Source organism: Vicinamibacteria bacterium (genome assembly GCA_035620555.1).
Lineage (GTDB): Bacteria > Acidobacteriota > Vicinamibacteria > Marinacidobacterales > SMYC01 > DASPGQ01.
This window is the reverse complement of record DASPGQ010000593.1, coordinates 1-19,042: the sequence shown is the minus strand read 5'-3', so window position 1 is coordinate 19,042 and position 19,042 is coordinate 1. Positions and strand designations below refer to the sequence as shown.

At 62.9% G+C, this 19,042-nt stretch carries 18 protein-coding genes; 9 read left to right on the top strand and 9 right to left on the bottom strand.

Translation table 11 applies throughout. From position 1 onward, the window contains the following. The 4 genes from VEK15_24165 to VEK15_24150 all read right to left on the bottom strand — a co-directional run. A partial coding sequence (locus VEK15_24165) for a 2OG-Fe(II) oxygenase (GenBank protein ID HXV63817.1) occupies positions 1-1,041 on the bottom strand: 1,041 nt, incomplete at its 3' end. Next, the gene (locus tag VEK15_24160) at positions 1,038-2,654 is read right to left on the bottom strand and encodes a hypothetical protein (protein ID HXV63816.1); all 1,617 of its coding nucleotides are present in this window, start codon (positions 2,652-2,654) and stop codon (positions 1,038-1,040) included. The genes VEK15_24160 and VEK15_24165, both read right to left, overlap by 4 nt. After that, on the bottom strand, positions 2,651-3,934 hold the full coding sequence (locus VEK15_24155) for a BamA/TamA family outer membrane protein (protein ID HXV63815.1): 1,284 nt from the start codon (positions 3,932-3,934) through the stop codon (positions 2,651-2,653). Before VEK15_24155 ends, VEK15_24160 begins: the two co-directional genes overlap by 4 nt. Before the next feature lie 81 nt (positions 3,935-4,015). Further along, a complete protein-coding gene (locus tag VEK15_24150; GenBank protein HXV63814.1) occupies positions 4,016-5,374 on the bottom strand; it encodes a DUF4332 domain-containing protein in 1,359 nt (452 codons plus the stop codon). A gap of 130 nt (positions 5,375-5,504) precedes the next feature. Here VEK15_24150 and VEK15_24145 point away from each other — a divergent pair, with 130 nt between their 5' ends. The 4 genes from VEK15_24145 to VEK15_24130 are packed head-to-tail and all read left to right on the top strand — an operon-like array spanning position 5,505 to position 8,740. Next, entirely contained in the window at positions 5,505-6,371 is an 867-nt protein-coding gene (locus tag VEK15_24145; protein HXV63813.1) for a phosphatase PAP2 family protein, read from the top strand. Beyond that, on the top strand, positions 6,368-7,480 hold the full coding sequence (locus VEK15_24140; GenBank protein HXV63812.1) for a DUF4105 domain-containing protein: 1,113 nt from the start codon (positions 6,368-6,370) through the stop codon (positions 7,478-7,480). The genes VEK15_24145 and VEK15_24140 overlap by 4 nt, the downstream gene beginning before the upstream one ends. Before the next feature lie 32 nt (positions 7,481-7,512). Then, positions 7,513-7,902, top strand: coding sequence for a GntR family transcriptional regulator (locus VEK15_24135; protein HXV63811.1), 390 nt, complete (start codon positions 7,513-7,515; stop codon positions 7,900-7,902). Between the two features lie 4 nt (positions 7,903-7,906). Further along, positions 7,907-8,740 carry a hypothetical protein gene (locus VEK15_24130; GenBank protein HXV63810.1) on the top strand — a complete coding sequence of 278 codons (834 nt, stop codon included), beginning with the start codon at positions 7,907-7,909 and terminating at the stop codon, positions 8,738-8,740. A 30-nt stretch (positions 8,741-8,770) separates the two neighbouring features. Here the strand turns inward: VEK15_24130 and VEK15_24125 are convergent, their stop codons facing one another. Beyond that, entirely contained in the window at positions 8,771-9,568 is a 798-nt protein-coding gene (locus VEK15_24125; GenBank protein HXV63809.1) for an arginase family protein, read from the bottom strand. 146 nt (positions 9,569-9,714) lie between these two features. Between VEK15_24125 and VEK15_24120 the strand changes: the two genes are divergently transcribed. Next, entirely contained in the window at positions 9,715-10,881 is a 1,167-nt protein-coding gene (locus VEK15_24120; GenBank protein ID HXV63808.1) for a PilT/PilU family type 4a pilus ATPase, read from the top strand. Between the two features lie 3 nt (positions 10,882-10,884). Beyond that, positions 10,885-11,607 (top strand): zinc-ribbon domain-containing protein, encoded by a 723-nt coding sequence (locus tag VEK15_24115; GenBank protein HXV63807.1) that lies wholly within the window; start codon positions 10,885-10,887, stop codon positions 11,605-11,607. A gap of 1 nt (position 11,608) precedes the next feature. On the opposite strand, the gene VEK15_24110 is transcribed toward VEK15_24115, so the two are convergent. Continuing rightward, on the bottom strand, positions 11,609-12,790 hold the full coding sequence (locus tag VEK15_24110; protein ID HXV63806.1) for an alpha-hydroxy acid oxidase: 1,182 nt from the start codon (positions 12,788-12,790) through the stop codon (positions 11,609-11,611). A 22-nt stretch (positions 12,791-12,812) separates the two neighbouring features. On the opposite strand from VEK15_24110, the gene VEK15_24105 reads away from it, so the two are divergent. Continuing rightward, the gene (locus VEK15_24105) at positions 12,813-13,694 is read left to right on the top strand and encodes a 5'-3' exonuclease H3TH domain-containing protein (protein HXV63805.1); all 882 of its coding nucleotides are present in this window, start codon (positions 12,813-12,815) and stop codon (positions 13,692-13,694) included. On the opposite strand, the gene VEK15_24100 is transcribed toward VEK15_24105, so the two are convergent. The 3 genes from VEK15_24100 to VEK15_24090 form a co-directional block, all read right to left on the bottom strand. After that, complete coding sequence (locus VEK15_24100) at positions 13,691-14,149, bottom strand: DoxX family protein (protein HXV63804.1); 459 nt, start codon at positions 14,147-14,149, stop codon at positions 13,691-13,693. The genes VEK15_24105 and VEK15_24100 overlap by 4 nt on opposite strands. Positions 14,150-14,156: 7 nt before the next feature. Beyond that, positions 14,157-15,737 carry a phenylacetic acid degradation bifunctional protein PaaZ gene (gene paaZ / locus VEK15_24095; GenBank protein HXV63803.1) on the bottom strand — a complete coding sequence of 527 codons (1,581 nt, stop codon included), beginning with the start codon at positions 15,735-15,737 and terminating at the stop codon, positions 14,157-14,159. Positions 15,738-15,858: 121 nt separating this feature from the next. Further along, on the bottom strand, positions 15,859-16,911 hold the full coding sequence (locus VEK15_24090) for an AAA family ATPase (GenBank protein ID HXV63802.1): 1,053 nt from the start codon (positions 16,909-16,911) through the stop codon (positions 15,859-15,861). Between the two features lie 203 nt (positions 16,912-17,114). On the opposite strand from VEK15_24090, the gene VEK15_24085 reads away from it, so the two are divergent. Together VEK15_24085 and VEK15_24080 are read left to right on the top strand one after the other, a co-directional pair. Continuing rightward, entirely contained in the window at positions 17,115-18,599 is a 1,485-nt protein-coding gene (locus VEK15_24085) for an MBL fold metallo-hydrolase (protein HXV63801.1), read from the top strand. Between the two features lie 119 nt (positions 18,600-18,718). Continuing rightward, positions 18,719-19,042 (top strand): hypothetical protein (locus tag VEK15_24080; GenBank protein ID HXV63800.1); only part of this gene is annotated, 324 nt, incomplete at its 3' end.

Here is a 19,042-nt window from a genome sequence, read left to right as displayed (position 1 = left end):
CATTCCATGGCGCTGCGGTCGACTGCAGAAGATCACGACGTCGCCCTCGGATACGGGAATATTCGAGATGCTGCCCTCGTTCTCGAGGAGAAACTCTCCGCCCTCGAAATCACGCTCGCGTCTCGAGAGCATCACCAGAGCCTGATAGGGAAACCATACCGGGCCGTAGATGTCGCGGTGCAAATGATTGATCCCGCCTTGCTCGTAGCCGATGAGGATGGAGGACGGCCGATTCTGCCCGCGGTCGCGACAGCGTTGCCAGAACTCGAATAGATCGGTGGGATAATCCGGCGGAGCGATCGACTCATACAAGCGATGCCGCAGACGTCCGAGCGGCTCGGGCAATGGCTCCCGGTAGTAATGATAGGCTCCGATGCCGTATCCGCGCGGCGCCATGTTCACGCTGCGCTCGAAACGCGATGGGTCGGACGACTCCGAGAGAATCGATGAGCATTCCGAGGCGCTCAGAAGCTTCTGCAATCGAGAGAATCCGCACTCGGCGAGCTCTCGTCGGGCTCGCTTCCAGCTGATACGGCCGAGTCGTTCTTCGAGCCCCGAGCCCCGGCTGGAGCGATGCACGCGCCGTGGCTCCGGCAGAGCAACTGGAGGAGACTCACCCGAGCCCAGGGGTCTGAATCCCCGGGCAAGCACCGACTCTTCGTCACGAAGTGGCTCAACCCGGTCCGCGTTCCATCTCAACGCGCCGAGCTGGGAAACGGTCGCGTATTCTCGCGTCAGATAGTGCCCCACGAATCTCACGCCCAGCCGCGCAACCCATCCACTGAGGGATTCCGAACGTCGGGGTCGCGCTCCTTCTTTTTTGAGGCGCCGGCGTTGCGTTTCCGCGCGAGGTGAGGCCCCGGGGCGACCGTCGGCGCGAACCACGCGATGCCACGGAAGCTCGGACGAGGTGTCGCATCCGGCGACGGCGCGACCGGCGGCTCGGGCGGTTCCGGGTGCGCCCGCCATCGCTGCGAGCTCCTGGAAAGAGCGCGTCTCACCGCATGGAATCTCCTCGAGCGCCTTCAAGTATCGATTCACTCGGGGATCTCCCGGTCGATTCCAATCACGGCCCCGTTCCGAATGGTGACGTCCACGGCCAGCCCCCACAACGGCTGACCGGGAGTGCGCGTGTAAATACGAGCCATAAGGTAGTCCGCCGCGCTCTCGGGAATCGCGATCCGCGCCGATCGCGTCTCGCCCTGGGATCCGACGGGGTTGCGAGCTCCGCTCTCGTTGTCGAAAACGAACCACTCGTACTCGTACGCCTCGACCGCCGCGAGCCCACTCTCTTCTCCGAGATTCGTGAAAACGAGCTCTCGGCCTTCGACGTGGAACGCATCGAGCGGGTTCAGGCGGCCGAAGTAGTAGGACACGACCTTGTCTCGTCGCCGGATGAGCGTATCGGCGAGATAATTTGCGGCTTCCTTCGACAAGTAGTCGCCGGTCTTCACGATTCCGCGAATCGCTTCGTCGGTGAATCTCGCCACGATCTTGGCGGCCCAGAAGGCATCGTCGGCGAGCATGTGATCGAACGCCCGATTGGGGTACTCGGGCTTCCATCTCCGAGGCTCGAAGAAATCCGCCTCGATCCGCCCAACCTCGGCGTAACGCGGATAGGGGTATTCGACGCTGCGCCAGGCTCGGTCCCAGACGCCGAACGTATAAGCGGCCTTCCAGATCGATTCGAGATCGATGAGATACTCGTTTCCCCCGCGCGGATCCTGAGGGGCGATTCTCTGCAGATAATCCGAGCCGCTTCCCAGCGTGGAGCCGAAGTCGATGAGGTAATGACGCAGGTACCCCCCGTCCTCCCCGTTGGTAATGAAAGTATCGAGAGTATTGATGGCGCGGCAGTCGTCATGGTTGAGCCAGGATGCAAAAACACGGTACCCGCGAAGTTCGCGCCGGTGCTCGTGAGGAAAGATGTCGTTGGGATCGTCGGGACGCGTGCCGTAAAACTCGAACGGGCCGATCACCTCACCGGGGACGAGTAGGCTCGCCACGGCGCGAACGTTACCGTCCGGTCCCCTGGCGGCATTTTCGAGCATGAACCTCAGGTACTCGCGATCCATCGGGGCGGTCTTGCCTCCCGGAAGCGCGATCGTCGCCAAGGGGCCGATCTCGAGGAGCTCGGCGTTGAGGTAGACGATGTAAGCTTCGGGGACGTTGTACCCGATGGCGTGAAAGAAGTTCTTCGAGATCACGTCGGCCCCGGTCGAGAGGTTCGGGTGCTCGCGGGGATCGAACTTGAGGAAATACACGTTCCCGCGCGCGTCGCGTACGGTGAAGCCGGGCGTGATTCCGCTGCGCTTGGCCGAGACGATAATGATCGGCCTGGCGGTGTCCGGCGGACCGCCGATATCCGGCCCTCGCGAAAGCTCCTCGATGCTCATTTCCTTCATCCCGATGCGGTTCGTGAACCAGCTCGAATCGGGAACCTCCCCCAGGGTGTTGACGTTCATCGCTCGCGGGATCGGGCGTGCGGGCGGATCCTGGGCGAACGTGTTCTCCAGCAGGTCGTATGTGGCACTCAACTCGATCGGTTCGGGCTTGGCGATCGGCAGGCGGTCGTTGTCGACGACGATGGGGTCGTCCGGGTAGAAGCGGGGAAGGAGCGCCGCGGACAAGAGAAGGGGCAGGATGGTTTTCAAAATGACGACGACCCCCGGACGTAGTAACGTGTGGTTTCTCGGCTGAAGGCAATCTCGAGTCGAATCACGACGTCGCGATAGCTCTTGAATCTCGTGCCGAACCCGTAGTCCCACTCGAGCGTCGAGAGATCGAGCTCGCTCGTGGCCTGGCTGACCGTGCCGGCATCGCTGAAAACGAGCAGCTCCCAGAAGGCGACCGGCTCCCATCGGTACTCGGCTTGCATCAAGAGTAGTTTCTCGCCGCGGAAGCGGAAGCTATCGAAGCCGCGAAGCGTGTGGCTCCCGCCCAGCGACTGCTGCATGAAGAAGGGAACGCGTGCGCCCGTTTCTGGCCGATCGATGTTGACCGCGGACCGGAGCGCAAGAACGCGCTGTCGAGAGCCGAGGGGGAGGAAACCGCGGACATCGATGCCGAAGCGCTCGAAGTCCCCTGGGCCGTCTTCCCGGTCGTCGAAACGCTCGAGCGAGGCGCCGACCATGAGGCCGCGGTGGGGGTTACCAGGCTCGTCGCGAAGGTCGACGAACACCTGCCCGCCATAACGCACATAGTCGGGCGCATCATCGAGGCGGGGTGCCTCGGTGTCGTCGAAGAGAGTTTCGATCGAGGGATAGCGCGTCGATCGGCCGGAATCGAGCTCGTTCCATTGGAGGCCGCCGGTCGCGCCCAGCGCCACGTTGCGACCGAGCTGCACGCCCGTTCGTAGATAGAAGCGGGTTTCCTTCTGGAGATAGCTCGTTCGGTTTTCGAGACTAGCGTCCGGGCCGATGCCGTAGAAATCCTCTTCGGGAAGATAGCGGTAACGAAAGGTCGCGTAGAGCGGAATGTTTCCCATCCGGGGCCGTCGGTCGCCAAGCTCGTAGACGTCATCGCCTTTCCACGAACGCCCGGGGATCTGACGACCGATGTGAGGCATCAGCCCGAATTGAACGTCGTAGTGTTGATAGCCTCTCCAGGAGTAGAAGGCCGCGCCCGCGGCATCGACTGGTCCGAGGAAGTCCGGCTCCCAGTACCGCACCCCCAGAGCGGCGCCCGAGCCGCGACTGGGCCAGGCCACCCGAGGATAGAAGCCGTTCCAGTTCCAGTCGGCGATCGTGGGTGTCTCCGCTTTGTCCAGTTTCAGGAACTGCTTCTCGACTTGCGATTGTTCGGGCGGCCGGACTTCGTTTCTCTTCCGCTCCCGGGCGAGTCTGAGAAGCTCCTGGCGAGTCGTTGCCTGAGGGCTCTCGGGAGCCTGTGCTTGAGTGGCGGTCACCAGTCCAACGATGGTCAGGAGCAGCATCGGAGCAATCAAGATCCGCGCAGTCTACCAGCTTCCTCGACTTTGCGAACGAACGGCGGGCTCGGAGATTCTCACCTTCGCTCACCGTGCCGTTGTCGTCGCTAGCGCTTCCCGTTCGACGGCATAGCGGGCGGCGTCTACCCAGAGACGAACGTGCTCCGGTCTGAGTGTGGGAAACGCATCTTTCCGCCGATTCGCGGTGAGCTCCAGGTAGAGCCGCTCGGGGTCGGACGCACTCAGGGCTTTGACGGTCGCGACTCCGGAGTTTTGCAGGAGCGTTCCGTGATGGAATCCGATTCCCTTGAAGGTCAGCAGGTGGATCTCCTCGATCAGCGCCGGGCGGACGTCCTCCGGAATCGGCAGTCCATCACGCTCGCTTGGATCTTCCAACGCCCGCAGCAGTTGCCGCGGTCTCTCGATCCCGATCTCGGCAAGCGATGCAATCGACTCGCTCGACAAGTTCTGGAGATGAGAGAGGCGGAGCTCGATCGAGCCGACGTTGGCATCCTTGATCGCGAGCGTGACCGAGAGCCAGAAGACGACGTGAATGGGTAACGTGGCCATTATTAAAGACAATCGCGGTCCTCGCGGGACGCGGGTCCGCGGTTCCCACGTCTCGTTACCATGGAACGTGAAAGACACCGCCGAGAACATCGCAAAGGCATCGATCGCCAGGGCGGGGAAGCCCAGAAATCCCAGAAGCGGCATCTCGAAGAGTTTCATTCCTTCGAGCCCGCGCACGGTGTAGAGCCATTTCTGAGGGGCGAGAAAGTTGAAACTCTCCCACACGAGACCGCAGAGGAATCCGGCAACGAGCAGGCGCAGAGGCACCTGGATGCGCCCCCCCTCCCAGTCCGCGAGGAGCGAGCGAGCGCCACGACGGTAGTTCCATGGATCGAGGACCAGGCTCAAGCTTCCCCAAACGAGTGGACCCAGGTAGTAGGGAAATACGAGCGCGGTGACGATCATGGCCACGCCCAACCCCTGTAACGCGTTAGGCAACCATGAGGGGAGCTTTCTGGGCTTCGATCGAAGACCCCGGAACAGGCCGAGCGCTCCGAGCGCGTCGTGGGTTTCGAACAGCCCGGTCAGGACCGTGGCGAAGCAGACGATACCGAAGAGGCCACCGGCGAGGACGTCCACCTCGTCTCCTCTTCCGAAGACCTCTACGTAGTACCAGTTCTGGAGTCTCAGGTTCAAGAGCTCGAAAAAGCTCCAGAACGTGGTCGACCACAGGAGGACGGGGAGGAGGAGCGGCCGCCGGCTCGTCATGAGCGAGCCACCGGTCCGGATCTGGACGAAACCATCGAGGCACAACAGGTAGCTCCACCAGGCCCAGGCATAGAACGGCTGAGCGATGAGCCCCCAGTCCTTGTACAGCCCCCAAAAGGCCAGAAGGAGCCCACACGATCCGATCGATAGAGAGAGCCTTCCTTTCATGGCGTCCTTATCTCGCTTCGTCAGGGCGGCGTTCGCGGAAAACCGCAGCCAGTCCAGCGAACGTTCGATCGATACGTGAGCCCTTACGGTTCTCGATTCGGTCTCGGGGCAACGGGGTTAACATAGCGCGGTGACGAGTCGATATCGAACCGACGACGTCATCGTCGTGTATTTGATCGTGACCGCGTTTCTCGCCGCGGTCTACCGGGTGAATCTTCCCCAGTGGGAGATGGTCCTCCTGATTCACATAGTCGGAGCCTGCCTCCTCTACGGTTTGCGGTTTCTTCCCGAGCGGCTGCCCGTGGGAGTGCGATTCCTTCGCGATTGGTACCCGGTGATGATCTTCCCTCTTCTCTACAAAGAAGTCGAGCGATTCGCCTCGGTGGTCGGAAACTGGGGGCTGACGGATATCCTGGTGAACATCGAGGTCGCGACGTTTCGAGGCCATCCGAGCCTCTACCTGAGCGAAGCGCTGCCTTACATTCCACTCTCCGAGTATCTGCATTTCTGCTACTTCGCCTACTTGCTTCTCGTTCCCCTTGTGGGCGGCCGATGGTACTTCGGAGGACGGAAGCAAGCCTTCGACGAGCTGCTTTGGCTCGTTTCCGTAACGTTCGCGTCGAGTTATCTCTTCTACATCCTCTTTCCCGTCGATAGTCCTTTCTATCGTTTCGACCCGCTCGAGACGCCGCTCCGAGGCAGCTTCTTCTACGAGCTGGTCCATTTCGTCTCCGAGCGGGGTGGCGCGCGCGGGGGTGCCTTCCCGAGCTCGCACGTCTCCATCTCGACCGTCGTTCTGCTCGAGGCATTTCGCCATGAGCGCAGGCTGTTCGCCTGGCTGCTCCCAGTGTACTTGGGCCTAGTCACCGCCACGGTTTACGGGAGGTTCCACTATGCGGTGGACGTCCTCGGGGGGTGGCTGCTCGCGGCGGCGGTGGTCGGGCTGAGCGTCGCGATCCAACCCCGCCGCTCCGGGTCTTCGAGAGCTTGCCCTTGACGGTCGATCGAGCTCGGTCGATTCTCTTCGCTATCGCGCTTCTCGCACCCGGGGGCGCCAGCGGCGAATCACCGCGTATCGACCTCTACACTATGGGGCCGGGCGACGTGCTCTTCTCCAAGTTCGGTCACGCCGCCTTGTGCGTCGTCGCCTCGGACCTTCCCGCTGGCGGCGTCTGCTACAACTACGGGACTTCGGACTTCTCCCGTCCCATCGGACTCGGCTGGGAAGTGGTTCGCGGGCGCGCGGAGTTCTGGGTCTCCGTCTCCGACCTCGCGAGCACCGTGCTCTCTTTCGAGAGCGACGACCGTACGATCTACCGGCAAGCGTTGCCGCTCGCCCCGGAGGCGGTCGCGGCGCTCGCCGCCGCGCTTGCCGAGGACGCTTCTTTCGAGAAGCGCGTATACATCTATAACCATTTCCTCGAGAACTGCTCGACGAGGCCCCGGGATCACATCGACGCCGCGACCGGAGGCGCTCTCCGACGCTCCCGAGTCGACCACGCACCGACGTACCGAGACTACGCCGTCGAGGGCCTGGGGAGCTTTCACGCTGTCCTCGTGCCATTGACCGACCTCATCATGGGGCGTTGGGCGGATCGGCGAATCAACGCGTTCGAGGCCATGTTCATTCCCGAAGTGCTGCGCCGGGCCGTCGAGATCGACCTGGGAGCGCCAGCCGAGCTCCTGTACGAGCGCCGAGGACCAATCGACCGGGCCGACCCAGCCGGCTCCCGTAGGGTACTCTGGTGGCTCGTCGTCGCTTTTCTCGTGGTTCACGCGGCCGCCGGTTTCCTCGGACAAGCAGGACTGGCGCGAGCGATAGGTGCGCTCACGCTCGGGGGGCTCGGGTTGTTTCTCTTGGCGGCTGCCGCAGTCTCGGTCCTGCCAGAGCTTCGATTCAACGAGCTGCTCCTCGTCTTTCTTCCGACCGACTTCTATCTGCTCTCGACGGGCGCCAACGTCCGTAACTATTTGTACGGCCGGCTCGTGCTCCTGGCCGCCGTTGCACTCCTGGCAGTGGCAGGAGTCGTGATCCAGCCGCTCTGGCCTTTCTGGAGCCTCGCTTTCGGGGTGATTGCACTGAGGGTGCGAACGAGACCCCGCTAGCCATTTGTATCATTGTATGATACAAATAGTTTATGATCTCGATCGACCTGGATTCACCCGTTCCTCTGGCGGAGCAGGTTCGTGCGGGTGTTCGACAGGCGATCGCCCACGGCAGCGTGACTCCGGGACAGTCTCTGCCCACCGTGCGCCAGCTCGCGGCCGACCTTGGCGTGAACATGAACACGGTGGCCCGGGCTTACCGGTTGCTGGAGGCCGATGGCCTGGTCCGAACGGTTCGAGGACGGGGGACGCTGGTGCGTTCCGCCCGGGAAGACCCCGATGTGGCCCAGCGAAGCCTTCGTGAACGCATCGGGCGGTCGATCCGAGAGTTGGTGTCCGACGCCCGACTCGCGGGACTGACTCGCAATGAGCTGGAGTCGATGCTTCGCGAGGAGACTCGGGTCGTATGGTCGAAGGAGTAAGGTGATGGAAACTTTCGAACGGCTATTCACAGCGGTGATGATCGGCTTTCCGGCGGTTCTGGCCACGGCCTGGCCCGTCAAGTCGTCTTCGGGTGACGACTCGGCCCGCATGAAGGCGATCTCGCGGCTGAAACGCCGCTTGTGGCTCGGAACCGCGGCAGCCCTGGCGGTCTTCCTCGTGTTGCACGTCGGACTGCAGCTCGCGATGGCCTATTACCTCTGGATGGCCTTCTTCCCCCTGTGGTTTGCCCTGGCCATGCCGCTTCTAGCCGCCAAGGATCCCGGTTGGCAGCCAGTGCAGCAGGGACCCGTTCGCACGGCGACTCTCGAGCGCCGAGACGTCCTTCCTTCATCGTTGCAGCGTGCCTGGATGGGTGTGGGGCTCTTGTGGGGGCTCCTTTTGACGGCCACTATCCTCGGCATGCTTCGAGAGGGAGGGCCGTGGTGGATGCTTTTCTTCAGTGTCATGGCCGGTCTCGAGCTGGGTTTTTTCCACTGGGCGATGCGGCGCTCCATGGTGGAGCCGGAGCACCGAGCGTCAGGGGAATCGGCCGAAGTTGCACGGGCACGCGAGAGCCTGAGAAACCTCAAGCTGTGGGGTTGGCTCGGGATCGCAACTCTGGCGATGATCGCCTTTTCGCTGCCGCCGCTCGTCTTGTCCTGGCTCGGCGACGAGGCGCTGAATCTAGCCATTGGTTTGGGAGTCGGCGGCGGCGTGCTGGGGGGAATTGGCGGGAGCGTGCTCGGCGTCATGGCCGACGTTTACCGGACGCGAATCAACCGGCAGGTCAACCTGCAGCGAGCCGGAGAGAGTGGCACCTTGGGCGAGCTGAGGTGACCGGCAAGATGGGCTGAAGCTTCCATCAGCCTAGCGAGCCGCGTAGCCCATCCCCTCGTGAAGCAGCCGTGCCGCGAGGATCGCCGTCCGTTGATGGACGTCTCGCGAGGGGTTGACCTCGACCACATCCATCCCGACGAGCGTCCAGTGACCGCTCTGGATGAGATCCAGCACCTGGCGCGAGCTGAGCCCCCCCGGTACCGGGTGGGATACACCTGGGGCGTACGCCGGGTCGAAGCCGTCCATATCCACGGTCAGGTACACAGCCGCGCCAGCCGGGATGTGATCCAAACGAGGCAGGGTGCCCTCGAGCCGGCGAGCTTCGTGGACGATGAGACGTTCCGAGAACGCCTCCTGCTGCTCGCGCTGCTCCGGGTTCATGGTGCGAATCCCCACTTGCGTTACCGTCGCGATGTGCTCCATCTCCAGTAACCGCGCCGCCACGCAGGCGTGTGAATCGGGATTTCCTTCGAACTCGCGATAAAGGTCCGGATGGGCGTCGATCTGGACCACATGGATGGGACGTCCCAGTTCTTCGAAGGCTCGAAGGGCGGGCACGCTCACCGCGTGATCCCCACCGGCGATGAAGGGGGTGTCGCCGCTTTGCAAGATCTCCTTCACTCGCCGCTCGTATTCGCGCGCGCTCGCCGGCCACGAGTCGCCCGGCCGGAGGTTTCCGTCATCTACCACCCGAGCGGACAGGTCGATCCCCGATTCCGTCGTGGCGTTGAAGCAACGCCCGTCATAGGCGCGGCGGATGGCATCGGGCGCCGCCGCCGCCCCCCGGAGGAACGAGGACTGCGTATCGTCGGCGATCCCGAGAAACACCCACGGGGCTCCTCTCCCACTCGTGAAACATCCGGCAAAGGGTATGGACTCGGTCATTTCACTGCCCGTTCGTCGGTGCGATGTTCATGATATAATCAAAGCTACTTCCAAACGAAAACGAAAGCTCCCATGGAGGCTCCTCGGCCATGGCTTATTTCGACATAAACCCTCTGCTGTCGAACATGTTGGACGCCGCGCCAGCGATCTCCGACCTGAACTTGTCCGTGGGTAAGCCTCCCCAGGTCGAGGTCGAGGGCCAGCTCCGTGGCGTTCCCTACGCGGGTATCGAGCGGCTGGCTCCCTATCAGACCGAGCTGGTCGCGATGCGGCTCCTCAAGGGGAATCGAGATCTCATGGCGAAACTTCTGCGAACCGGCTCGGTCGATCTGTCCTATTCGCTGGCGCAGAAGACGCGTTTTCGGGTGAACGTCTTTCTCCAGCGCGGGTCGTATTCCGTGGTGCTGCGAGTCATTCCCAACAAGATCCCGACCGTCGAGGATCTGGGACTTCCGTCTCAACTGAGTGAGATTACTCGAGAGCGAAACGGGATCGTGCTCGTTACCGGTCCTACCGGATCGGGCAAATCGACGACGCTCGCGGCCCTGATCAATCGGATGAATCAGGAAAAGGCGATTCACATCATCACCATCGAGGACCCCATCGAGTATCTCTATCCGAGTCTGAAGGCCACGATCAATCAACGCGAGCTCGGGGCCGATACCCAGAGCTTTGCCCTCGCCCTTCGTGCCGCTCTGCGCCAGGCGCCCAAGGTCATCATGGTCGGCGAGATGCGCGACGTGGAGACCATCTCCACGGCGCTCGAAGCGGCCGAGACCGGCCACCTCGTTCTGTCCACGCTCCATACCATCGACGCCTCCAAGACCATCGACCGGTTGGTGGGGGTGTTTCCCAAGAACGACGAACGCCAGGTCCGGCTGCGCTTCTCCCAGTGCTTCAAGTGGATCGTGAGCCAACGTCTAATCCCGAAGCCGGGTGGCGGCCGGATGGCCGTTTGCGAGATATTGCGCCGAACGCCTCGAACCAGCGAGTACATCCGCGACGGCGAGCAGGAAGGCAAGACTCTGCTCGACGCGATGCAAGACGGAGGGCTCGAAGGCATGCAGACTTTCGATTCCGAGTTGAAGCGATTGATCGATTCGGGAACTCTCGACCTCGACCAAGCGCTCTCCTACGCCACCAACCCGGCCAACCTGAGGCTCAAGCTCTCGATGGAGTCGGGAGGGGGCAACGGCGGAAGCGCGGCGACAGCTCGTACCGCTGGCTCCGAGATGGACAACTTGATCGAGAGGTAAGACGTGCAGACGAACTGTCCTCGCTGCTCCAATCGGCTGGTTCTCGATGACGCCAAGGTTCCCACAACGCCGTTCATGCTGAAGTGTCCCAAGTGTCAGGGCGTGGTCAAGCTTCCCGGCAAGGGCGGCGCGGCGAAAGCGCCGCCGACCGCGAGTCCCAAGCCTCCGGTTCCGCCCTCCGCCTCACCTACGGCTGCCGTTTCACCTTCGGCCACGACCTCGACGGCGCCCAAGGGCCAGAGGGTGGACAAAGTTCCGCCTCCGGCGGATACGACTCCGGCGACAGCGGCTGAAGCGGGCTCGGCCGGCAAGGCACTCGTCGCGCTTTCGGGCGAGCAGCAGGCTGCGATGGCAGCGGCGCTCGGTCGTCTCGGCTTTGCCGTCGAACAGCTCGATGGTGGAGACGACAAACCACTCCGCCTGCAGCAGGGAGATTTCGACCTGGTCGCGGCGAGCCGAACGACCCAATCGGTCGGTGGCGGTGTTTGCGGGATGGTTCAGGGGGTGCCGCCCGACGTGCGAAGGCGCCTGTTCCTCGTCCTGGTAGGGGACGAGTTCCAGACGGGAGAGAGCACTCAAGCGTTCTCGGTTCTCGCCGACTTGGTCCTGCACACCAGAGACGTTGCCGGGGCGGAAGGGCTCGTGGCGAAAACGCTCGCCGAACGACGCCGTCTCTACCAGACTTACTGGGACACCGAGGACAAGCGAGCCGAAGGAAAGCTCTGACTCAAGCGACCCTGACATAGTCGCGGGTGATGGCTTCGATCGAAGTGGTGCCCGCGAGGCGCATCGCCAGGGCCAATTCGTTCCGCAAGATGGCGAGAACCGATTCGACCCCCGGCTGGCCGAAGGACGCAAGACCCCAGATGTAGGGACGGCCGACGCACACGGCCCTCGCACCCAGGGCGAGCGCCTTGAAGACATCCGTTCCGCGGCGAAAGCCGCTGTCGACGAGCACGGGGACGCGCGACCCGACGGCCTCGACGACCTCGGGCAGCGAATCGATCGTCGCCCGCCCGCTCTCTTCGGCACGTCCCCCGTGGTTCGATACGATCACCCCGTCGGCTCCACTCTCGACGGCGAGCTTCGCATCGGCGGCGGTGACGATCCCCTTGATGAGCACTTTCATGCTCGAGATCCGCTTCAGCCGAGGGATGAAGTCCCAGGTGAGTGCGGGAGCATCGAGGTCGGTCAAGCCGGTGAGATCGAGGCCATCGAACATCGGCTTGCGTCGAAGTCGAAAGTAAGTCGGGCCCTCCTCGTGGCACGTGCTGCACTGTCGGGAGTCGGTGCGCGCCATTTTCGCGGCCGTCTCACGATTGCTGATGACAGGCAGATCCACGGTGAGGACCAGAGCGGGGCAGCCCGCCGCCTCCGCGCGTCTCACGAGTGCCTCGGTGACCTTCCAGCTTGCCGTCGGATAGAGCTGATACCAGACCGGACCACCGCGCGCCCGGGTCACTTCTTCGACCGACGCCGTCGTCATCGTCGAAAGGATCTGGAGGTGGGACTCTTGGCGCGCCGCCCGGGCGACCGCCACTTCGCCCTCGGGATGAAAGGCCCGCTGGCTTCCCACGGGAGCGATCACGATCGGCGTTTCCCAGCGCGTGCCGAAAAGCTCGATCGACAGATCGACCTGAGACACATCCACGAGCCGCCGTGCGAGGATCTGGATCCGGGCGAAGGCCTCGCGGTTCGCTCTCAGGGTCAAATCGTCGTCGACCCCGGTGGCGAGGTAGCCGTAGTGAGCGGGGGAGAGCTTGCTCTTGGAGAGCTCGTGGAAATCGAAGACGCTGAGCGCCTCGTCGGGCGACTCGATGAGGTATTCTTGGCCGTTGAACCCTGCTGCCGCGGCACCGGCTCCGATTGGGCTCGCCAGAAGAAAGCGTATGAGCTCACGACGGTACATGCGCGCGATCCTATCGTGGTAGGTGATCCGCTTGAAAGTCCATCTCGTCGACGGGACCTACGAGCTCTTTCGCGCCTTTTATGGGGCACCGAAGCGCACCGGCGCGTCTGGCCACGAGGTCGGGGCCGCAGCGGGGCTCCTTCGAAGCTTTTTGTTCCTCCTCTCCGGTGAAGACGTTACCCATGTCGCCGTGGCGTTCGACCACGTCATCGAGTCGTTCCGCAATGACCTCTATCCTGGATACAAGACGAGCGAGGGCGTCGACCCGGAGCTACTCGCGCAGTTCGATCTCGCGGAAGACGTGAGCCGGGCCCTCGGACTCGTCACCTGGCCGATGGTCGAGTTCGAAGCCGACGACGCGATCGCCACCGCCGCTCTCCGCTTTTCGCAGGACCATCGTGTCGAGCAAGTGGTGATCGCCTCGCCGGACAAGGATCTCACTCAGTGCGTGCGTTCCGACCGCATCGTCTGTTGGGATCGCATGCGAAGCAAGGTGCTGGACGAAGAGGGAGTGGAGAGGAAATTCGGGGTGCGTCCTCGCTCGATACCCGATTTTCTCGCTCTGGTCGGCGATTCCGCCGACGGGCTTCCCGGCGTCTTCGGTTGGGGCAAGAAATCCACCTCGGCAGTGCTTACTTGCTATCCGCACATCGAGGACATTCCCGAAAACGCTTCGACCTGGAAGGTGAAGCCCCGGCGCGCCTACGATCTGGCCGCCGAGCTTCGACATGCCGCGGAGGCCGTGCGGCTCTATCGGCGGCTCGCCACCCTTCGAACGGACGTCTCGCTGACGGAGACGCTCGAGGATCTGCAGTGGGTTGGAGCCCACCGAGAGCGGCTCGAGCCGCTCGGCGAGGAGATCGGGGAGCAGGAGGCGCTCGACCGCGTGAGTCGATGGCGCTAGCGTCGCTTTTTGCCGCCTCGGATCAGACGCTGCAGCGAGAATCCGCCTCCTCCCATCAGAACCAGGGCGATGAAGATGAGCAAATAAGTCGCAGCACGCTCGGGATTCCCCCAACCGTCGATGACGTCCTCGGGGTAGCTCGACGCTCCCATCCAAACGAGGATTTGCTGCGGCAATCGGTGACGGAAGAACGACGCCACGAACACCGTGAAGGCAGCGAAGCTCGCGGCGACGCGGGTGGCGATGCCGAATGCGATACAGAGTCCGCCGACGAGCTCCGACAGAGCCGCCGCCCAGGCGAATACGATCGGCAGCGGAAAGCCGATCGCTTCGACGCCGGCCACGAACCGATCGCCATTTCCCGAGCTCAGCATCGCGACCTTCTGCCAGCCGTGGGCGAAGGCGAGCCCGAACCCGGAAAGGCGCAAAACCAATAGAGCGACGTCTTTCGCCATGCGTGCTTCAACTCCTTTTTTCGGTAGGTTGAGTTTCCAAAAGCGCGGATGCGAGGAGTTTCTCGAGCCGCTCGGGATCGCCCTGAAGCGCGACCCGCTGCATGTAATGATGGAGGCTTCGTAGTCCCCCGAGCTCTTCTCCCCCGCCGGCCCGGCCAGGCCCTCCGTGGACCAGGTGCGGCATGACGATGCCGTGGCCCGTGGACTCGGGCGCCGACCTCGCGTCCATCACCATGAGCCGCCCATGGTAGGGGGCGAGAGCGAACGTGGCCTCGCGGACGAATGCCCCATCGTCGCTGAAAATCGTTGCGACGAGACTTCCGTTGCCCCGGCGAGCGAGCTCGAGTGCCTGTTCGACGCTATCGTAGCCGATTACTGTCGCCACCGGTCCAAAGACCTCGACTTCGTGAATCGCCTTGGCTTGCAGAGGATCGCGACACAGCAGCAGCACGGGCTCCATGAAGAATCCGCCCTGCGACGCGAAGTCGCTCCTTTCCGGGTCACCGAACACGACTTCGGCTTCTTCTCGGAGACGGGAGATGCCTTCGCGTGCCGATCGAACTGCGTCGGCATCGACGAGGGGGCCCATGCGAACTCCCTCTTCTCCGGGGTCACCCACTCTTATCGCCGCCAGGCTATCCTTGAGAGCGTCGACCACCGCGGACGCTCGCGCCTCGGGCACGAGCACCCGCCTTATGGCGGTGCATTTCTGGCCCGCTTTGACGGTCATCTCGGAAAGGATTTCCTTCAGGAAGTAATCGTACGAAGTGGAGCCCGGTGTAACGTCGGGTCCGAGCAGGATGCAGTTCAAGGAATCCGCCTCGATATTGACGCGCACGGCGTTTTTCACGATGGTCGGGTGCGAACGGATCGCGGCACCGGTCGCAGCAGAACCGGTGAAGCATACGATGTCCTGGCAGGTGAGGTGGGATAGCAGATCTCCTACCGAGCCGCATACGAGCTGTAGCGTGCCTTCGGGAACGACGCGGGAGTCGATGAGGATCTCGACCAATCGATGGGCGAGCCAGGCCGATGGAGTCGCCGGCTTCACGATGCTCGGGACCCCCGACAAGAAGGCGGGCGCAAACTTCTCGAGCATGCCCCAGGAGGGAAAGTTGTAGGCGTTGATCTGAACCGCCGCGCCCTCGAGCGGCACGAAGACGTGGCGGCCCACGAAGTTTCCGTCCCGCGAGAGCGGCACGGCGTCACCGTCCACCAGGAAGCACGAATTGGGGAGCTTCTTGGCGCCCAGGCTTGCATAGAAAGCAAGCGTGCCGATTCCACCCTCCACGTCGAATCGGGCGTCCTTCGTCGTCGCGCCGTAACTGGCCGCGATCGCGTGCAGCTCGTCGAGATGCTGGTTGAGCACGCCCGTGATTTCCTTCAGGATCGAGGCGCGCTCGGGAAAAGTCATCGCGCGAAGGGCAGGGCCGCCCACGGTCCGGGCATACTCGAGCATGGCCGAGAGATCGATCCCTTCGCTCGAAGCCTGTGCAATCGTTTCTCCGGTGACCGCGTGCCGAACCAGGCGTGGAGGTCCGACGCCCGCTTCCCATTCCCCACGCACGTAGCTTCGCAGAGTGATCATGGGGCGTATTATAGAGCTCGCGCCGATGCGCTGCGTGATTGCACCGCCGGGCTCCTCTGCCTCTCGCTGTCCACAAGCGGTGGCCGACCTCGGCAGGGCGGGGCGGAAGGGCGGGATCGGGTCAGGATTTGCGCACGGGTCGCCGTGCGCCTTCGATGACTCTGTCGCGTCCGGTCTCGGACGGGTCTTCGTGAAGGCTCTCCAACCACCGTCGCAAGCGAACGTTCTCGGTGTCGCCCGATTGGTCGAGACCGCCTCGCGCGAGGCCCCGAGCCATGGAGTCCAGCTTGTCTTCGATCACCTCGAGCTGAGCGCCGATGCGTAGCAAGAGGCTCTCTTCAATCGACCCCGCGCGGGTACTCGACGGGGCCGAGTCGCTTTCAGTCGCGAGCTGCAGGTCCGCGATCGCGTCCTCGACAACGCTCGCGGCGATATCCTGGAGACTATGGGCGAAACCGACGAGTAACGAGCGGTCGCAGATCGTGTTGATCAGACGTGGGACTCCAGAGGACTTCTCGTGAATGATTTGGACGGCGTCGGCCGCGAACATCCCCGGGTTCTTCGCTCCGGCGACACGGAGGCGATGCTGGATGTAGGCTCCGGTGTGAGCCAGGTCCAACGGTTTGATCGAAGCGCGGACAGCGACGCGTTGCTGTAACGCCTCGAACTCCGACGAGGCCAGCCTTCGGTTCAGGGAAGGCTGGCCCGCGAGAATGATCTCCATGAGCTTGCTGCCCCGCATCTCGAGATTGGTCAGGTAGCGTAACTCGTCGAGGTGGCCCCCCAGTAAACCTTGAGCCTCGTCGATGAGAAGGACGACTCTTCTCTGTCGCAGCGCTTCGTTACGCAAGAAACTCGCCAAGTTCTGCCACGGCTGCTTCTCGAGGGGCAGTCGCAAGGCGGTCGAAAGCTGGACCAGGAGCGGCTGTCCGCTCAACGAGGCGTCGGAGAGCAGAACCCCCTGCAGGCGATTGTTGAAACTGGCGACGAGCCTTCGGAGGAGGGTGGTTTTACCCATACCCGGTGCGGCCACTAGCGTGGCCAGTCCGAGTCGCTCTTCGATGGAATAGCGAAGCTCGTTCAGGGGCACATTGACGGGCGGTCCGTAATAATAGGTCAGATCCTGAGTGAGCTTGAAAGGCTTGTCGCTGAATCCGTAGTAGCGGATGTACATAATCGGAAGCCTAAAGGAGGGTTGGGGACTCCCGACGCGCACTTTATATCACATAAGTTGTCGAACGGGAAGCACAAAGCATCAAAAGATGCTGGCTTATTGTGAATTGCTCAACACCCGGTGTTTCAGAAACACGGATGCGTGAGGAGGGGGCAATCGGGATGAGCCGAGCGGGCGTGCGCGCGAACGTATAATGTCTCGCAATGTTGCGCCGAGCGGTAAGCCTCGTCGTTTCCCCGAAGAGCCGACCCGACGAGCTCTTGATGGTAGAAAGGAGCCCAAAACTCCGTTACTTTGGAGCCTTTCACGCTTTTCCCGGCGGGACACTCGATTCCGAAGACGGTCTCGTTTCCGTCGCCGGTCTAGAAGACGAAGCGTTGGCTCCGTTCATCGTCGCCGGCGCCCGCGAGCTTTTCGAAGAGACCGGACTTCTTCTCTCGCGCGGTGTGACCCGACCCCGCGTCGAAGCGCTGCGGCAAGGGCGTCGCGAGCTCCTCGAAGGGAAGACCTCGTTCGCCTCCGTTCTCGGGGGGTTGGGTCGGTACCTCGACGCTCGCGATTTCGCTCCGCTCTGCCGCATGACGACGCCCCCTTTCTCTCCCGTACGCTTCGATACCCAGTTCCTGCGCGCCACGGTCGAGGACGGTGCCCTCGTCGAGATCTGGGATGGCGAGTTGGTGCGGGGCGAGTTCGTCGGGGCGGCATCGGCGCTCCAGATGTGGCGTGCGGGTCGAATGCACGTGGCACCGCCCATGGTCATTCTTCTCGACGAGTGGACCAAGGGACGGGACGGACTCGAGCAGCGAGTGCGCTCGTTGACGGAAGCCTACACAAGCGGGAAGCTCCATCGGATCTACTTCTCGCCCGGAATCCTGCTCGTTCCCCTCCGAACCCCCACGCGTCTTCCCGCGACCCACACGAACACGCTGGTAATTGGCGAAGAGAGGTTGTTCGTGGTCGATCCGTCTCCCCGCGACCCGACCGAACAGGAGAGACTTTGGGACTTTCTCGACGAGCTCGTGAGCGAAGGACGCGAGCTCGAAGGAATCTTACTCACCCACTACCACCCGGATCACGTCGGCGCCTTGGCGCAAATGCAGCACCGCTACGACGTGCTCGCCTTCGCGCACCGCGAGTGTATGACGAGGCTCCCGGGGACGCGCTTCGGCCGGGCCCTGGATCACGGAGACTCGATCGCGATCGGCAAAGCTCCGGATGGCAAGGATGATTGGAAGCTGTGCGTCTATCATGTTCCCGGCCACGCGCCCGGCCATTTGGCCTTTCAGGAGACTCGTTATGGCAGCATCGCGGTGGGCGATCTCGTATCCACGTTATCGTCGATACTCATCGATCCCTCGGATGGTCATCTCGCGACCTATTTGAATTCGCTTTCTTTTCTGGAGACGGTCACGACCGGAGCTCTCTATCCCGGTCACGGGCCCCCAGTGCTCGACGGCCGCGGGGTCATCCGAAAGGCGATCGATCACCGGCGGCACCGGGAAGAGCAGCTTCTCGGGGCGCTCACTCGAGATGCCCAGACCCCGGGGGAGCTGGTTGCGAAGATCTACACCGACGTGGAGCCCGGGATGCATGCGCTTGCCGAACGCTCCCTCCTGTCCGGTCTCCTGAAGCTCGAGGAGGAGGAGCGGGTCGTTCGATCGAAACGAGGCTATTCCCTCGCGGACTGAGCCCAGTGGTCTCGAGGAAACCGGAACGAGGGGGCGAAGGCCGTGGGCACTTCGATCCGCCGCCGCCGGGATCTCCACCGACTCGATTCGATCGGTCGTTCGGGGTTAACATCCGCGCCGTGAAACATTTCGGCGGCCATTCGATGTCGGCATCCATCCAACATGTCCTGGTTTGCGCTCCCCGAACCGCGGGCTTCGAAACACCCTCGCGATGGAGAGAGCTCGGTTATCTCCACGAGCCAAGGCTCGAGGGCGCCCTCGAAGGTCATCGAAGGCTCGTCGAGGTCTTGCACCAGGTGGGAGCTTCCGTCCACGAGCTCCGTATCCGGGACGGTCTGAGCCTGGATGCGATCTACGCTCACGATGCCTCGTTCCCCACGGACGCCGGTGTCATCTTGATGCGGATGGGCAAACCGACGCGCTCCGGCGAACCGTCACAACAC

What these genes read in the sequence shown, in the direction of transcription:
- VEK15_24155 (HXV63815.1), bottom strand. Translation starts at nt 3,934, where the DNA reads ATGCTGCTCCTGACCATCGTTGGACTGGTGACCGCCACTCAAGCACAG.
- VEK15_24150 (HXV63814.1), bottom strand. Translation starts at nt 5,374, where the DNA reads ATGAAAGGAAGGCTCTCTCTATCGATCGGATCGTGTGGGCTCCTTCTG.
- VEK15_24135 (HXV63811.1), top strand. Translation starts at nt 7,513, where the DNA reads ATGATCTCGATCGACCTGGATTCACCCGTTCCTCTGGCGGAGCAGGTT.
- VEK15_24130 (HXV63810.1), top strand. Translation starts at nt 7,907, where the DNA reads ATGGAAACTTTCGAACGGCTATTCACAGCGGTGATGATCGGCTTTCCG.
- VEK15_24120 (HXV63808.1), top strand. Translation starts at nt 9,715, where the DNA reads ATGGCTTATTTCGACATAAACCCTCTGCTGTCGAACATGTTGGACGCC.
- VEK15_24110 (HXV63806.1), bottom strand. Translation starts at nt 12,790, where the DNA reads ATGTACCGTCGTGAGCTCATACGCTTTCTTCTGGCGAGCCCAATCGGA.
- VEK15_24100 (HXV63804.1), bottom strand. Translation starts at nt 14,149, where the DNA reads ATGGCGAAAGACGTCGCTCTATTGGTTTTGCGCCTTTCCGGGTTCGGG.
- paaZ (HXV63803.1), bottom strand. Translation starts at nt 15,737, where the DNA reads ATGATCACTCTGCGAAGCTACGTGCGTGGGGAATGGGAAGCGGGCGTC.
- VEK15_24090 (HXV63802.1), bottom strand. Translation starts at nt 16,911, where the DNA reads ATGTACATCCGCTACTACGGATTCAGCGACAAGCCTTTCAAGCTCACT.
- VEK15_24085 (HXV63801.1), top strand. Translation starts at nt 17,115, where the DNA reads ATGTTGCGCCGAGCGGTAAGCCTCGTCGTTTCCCCGAAGAGCCGACCC.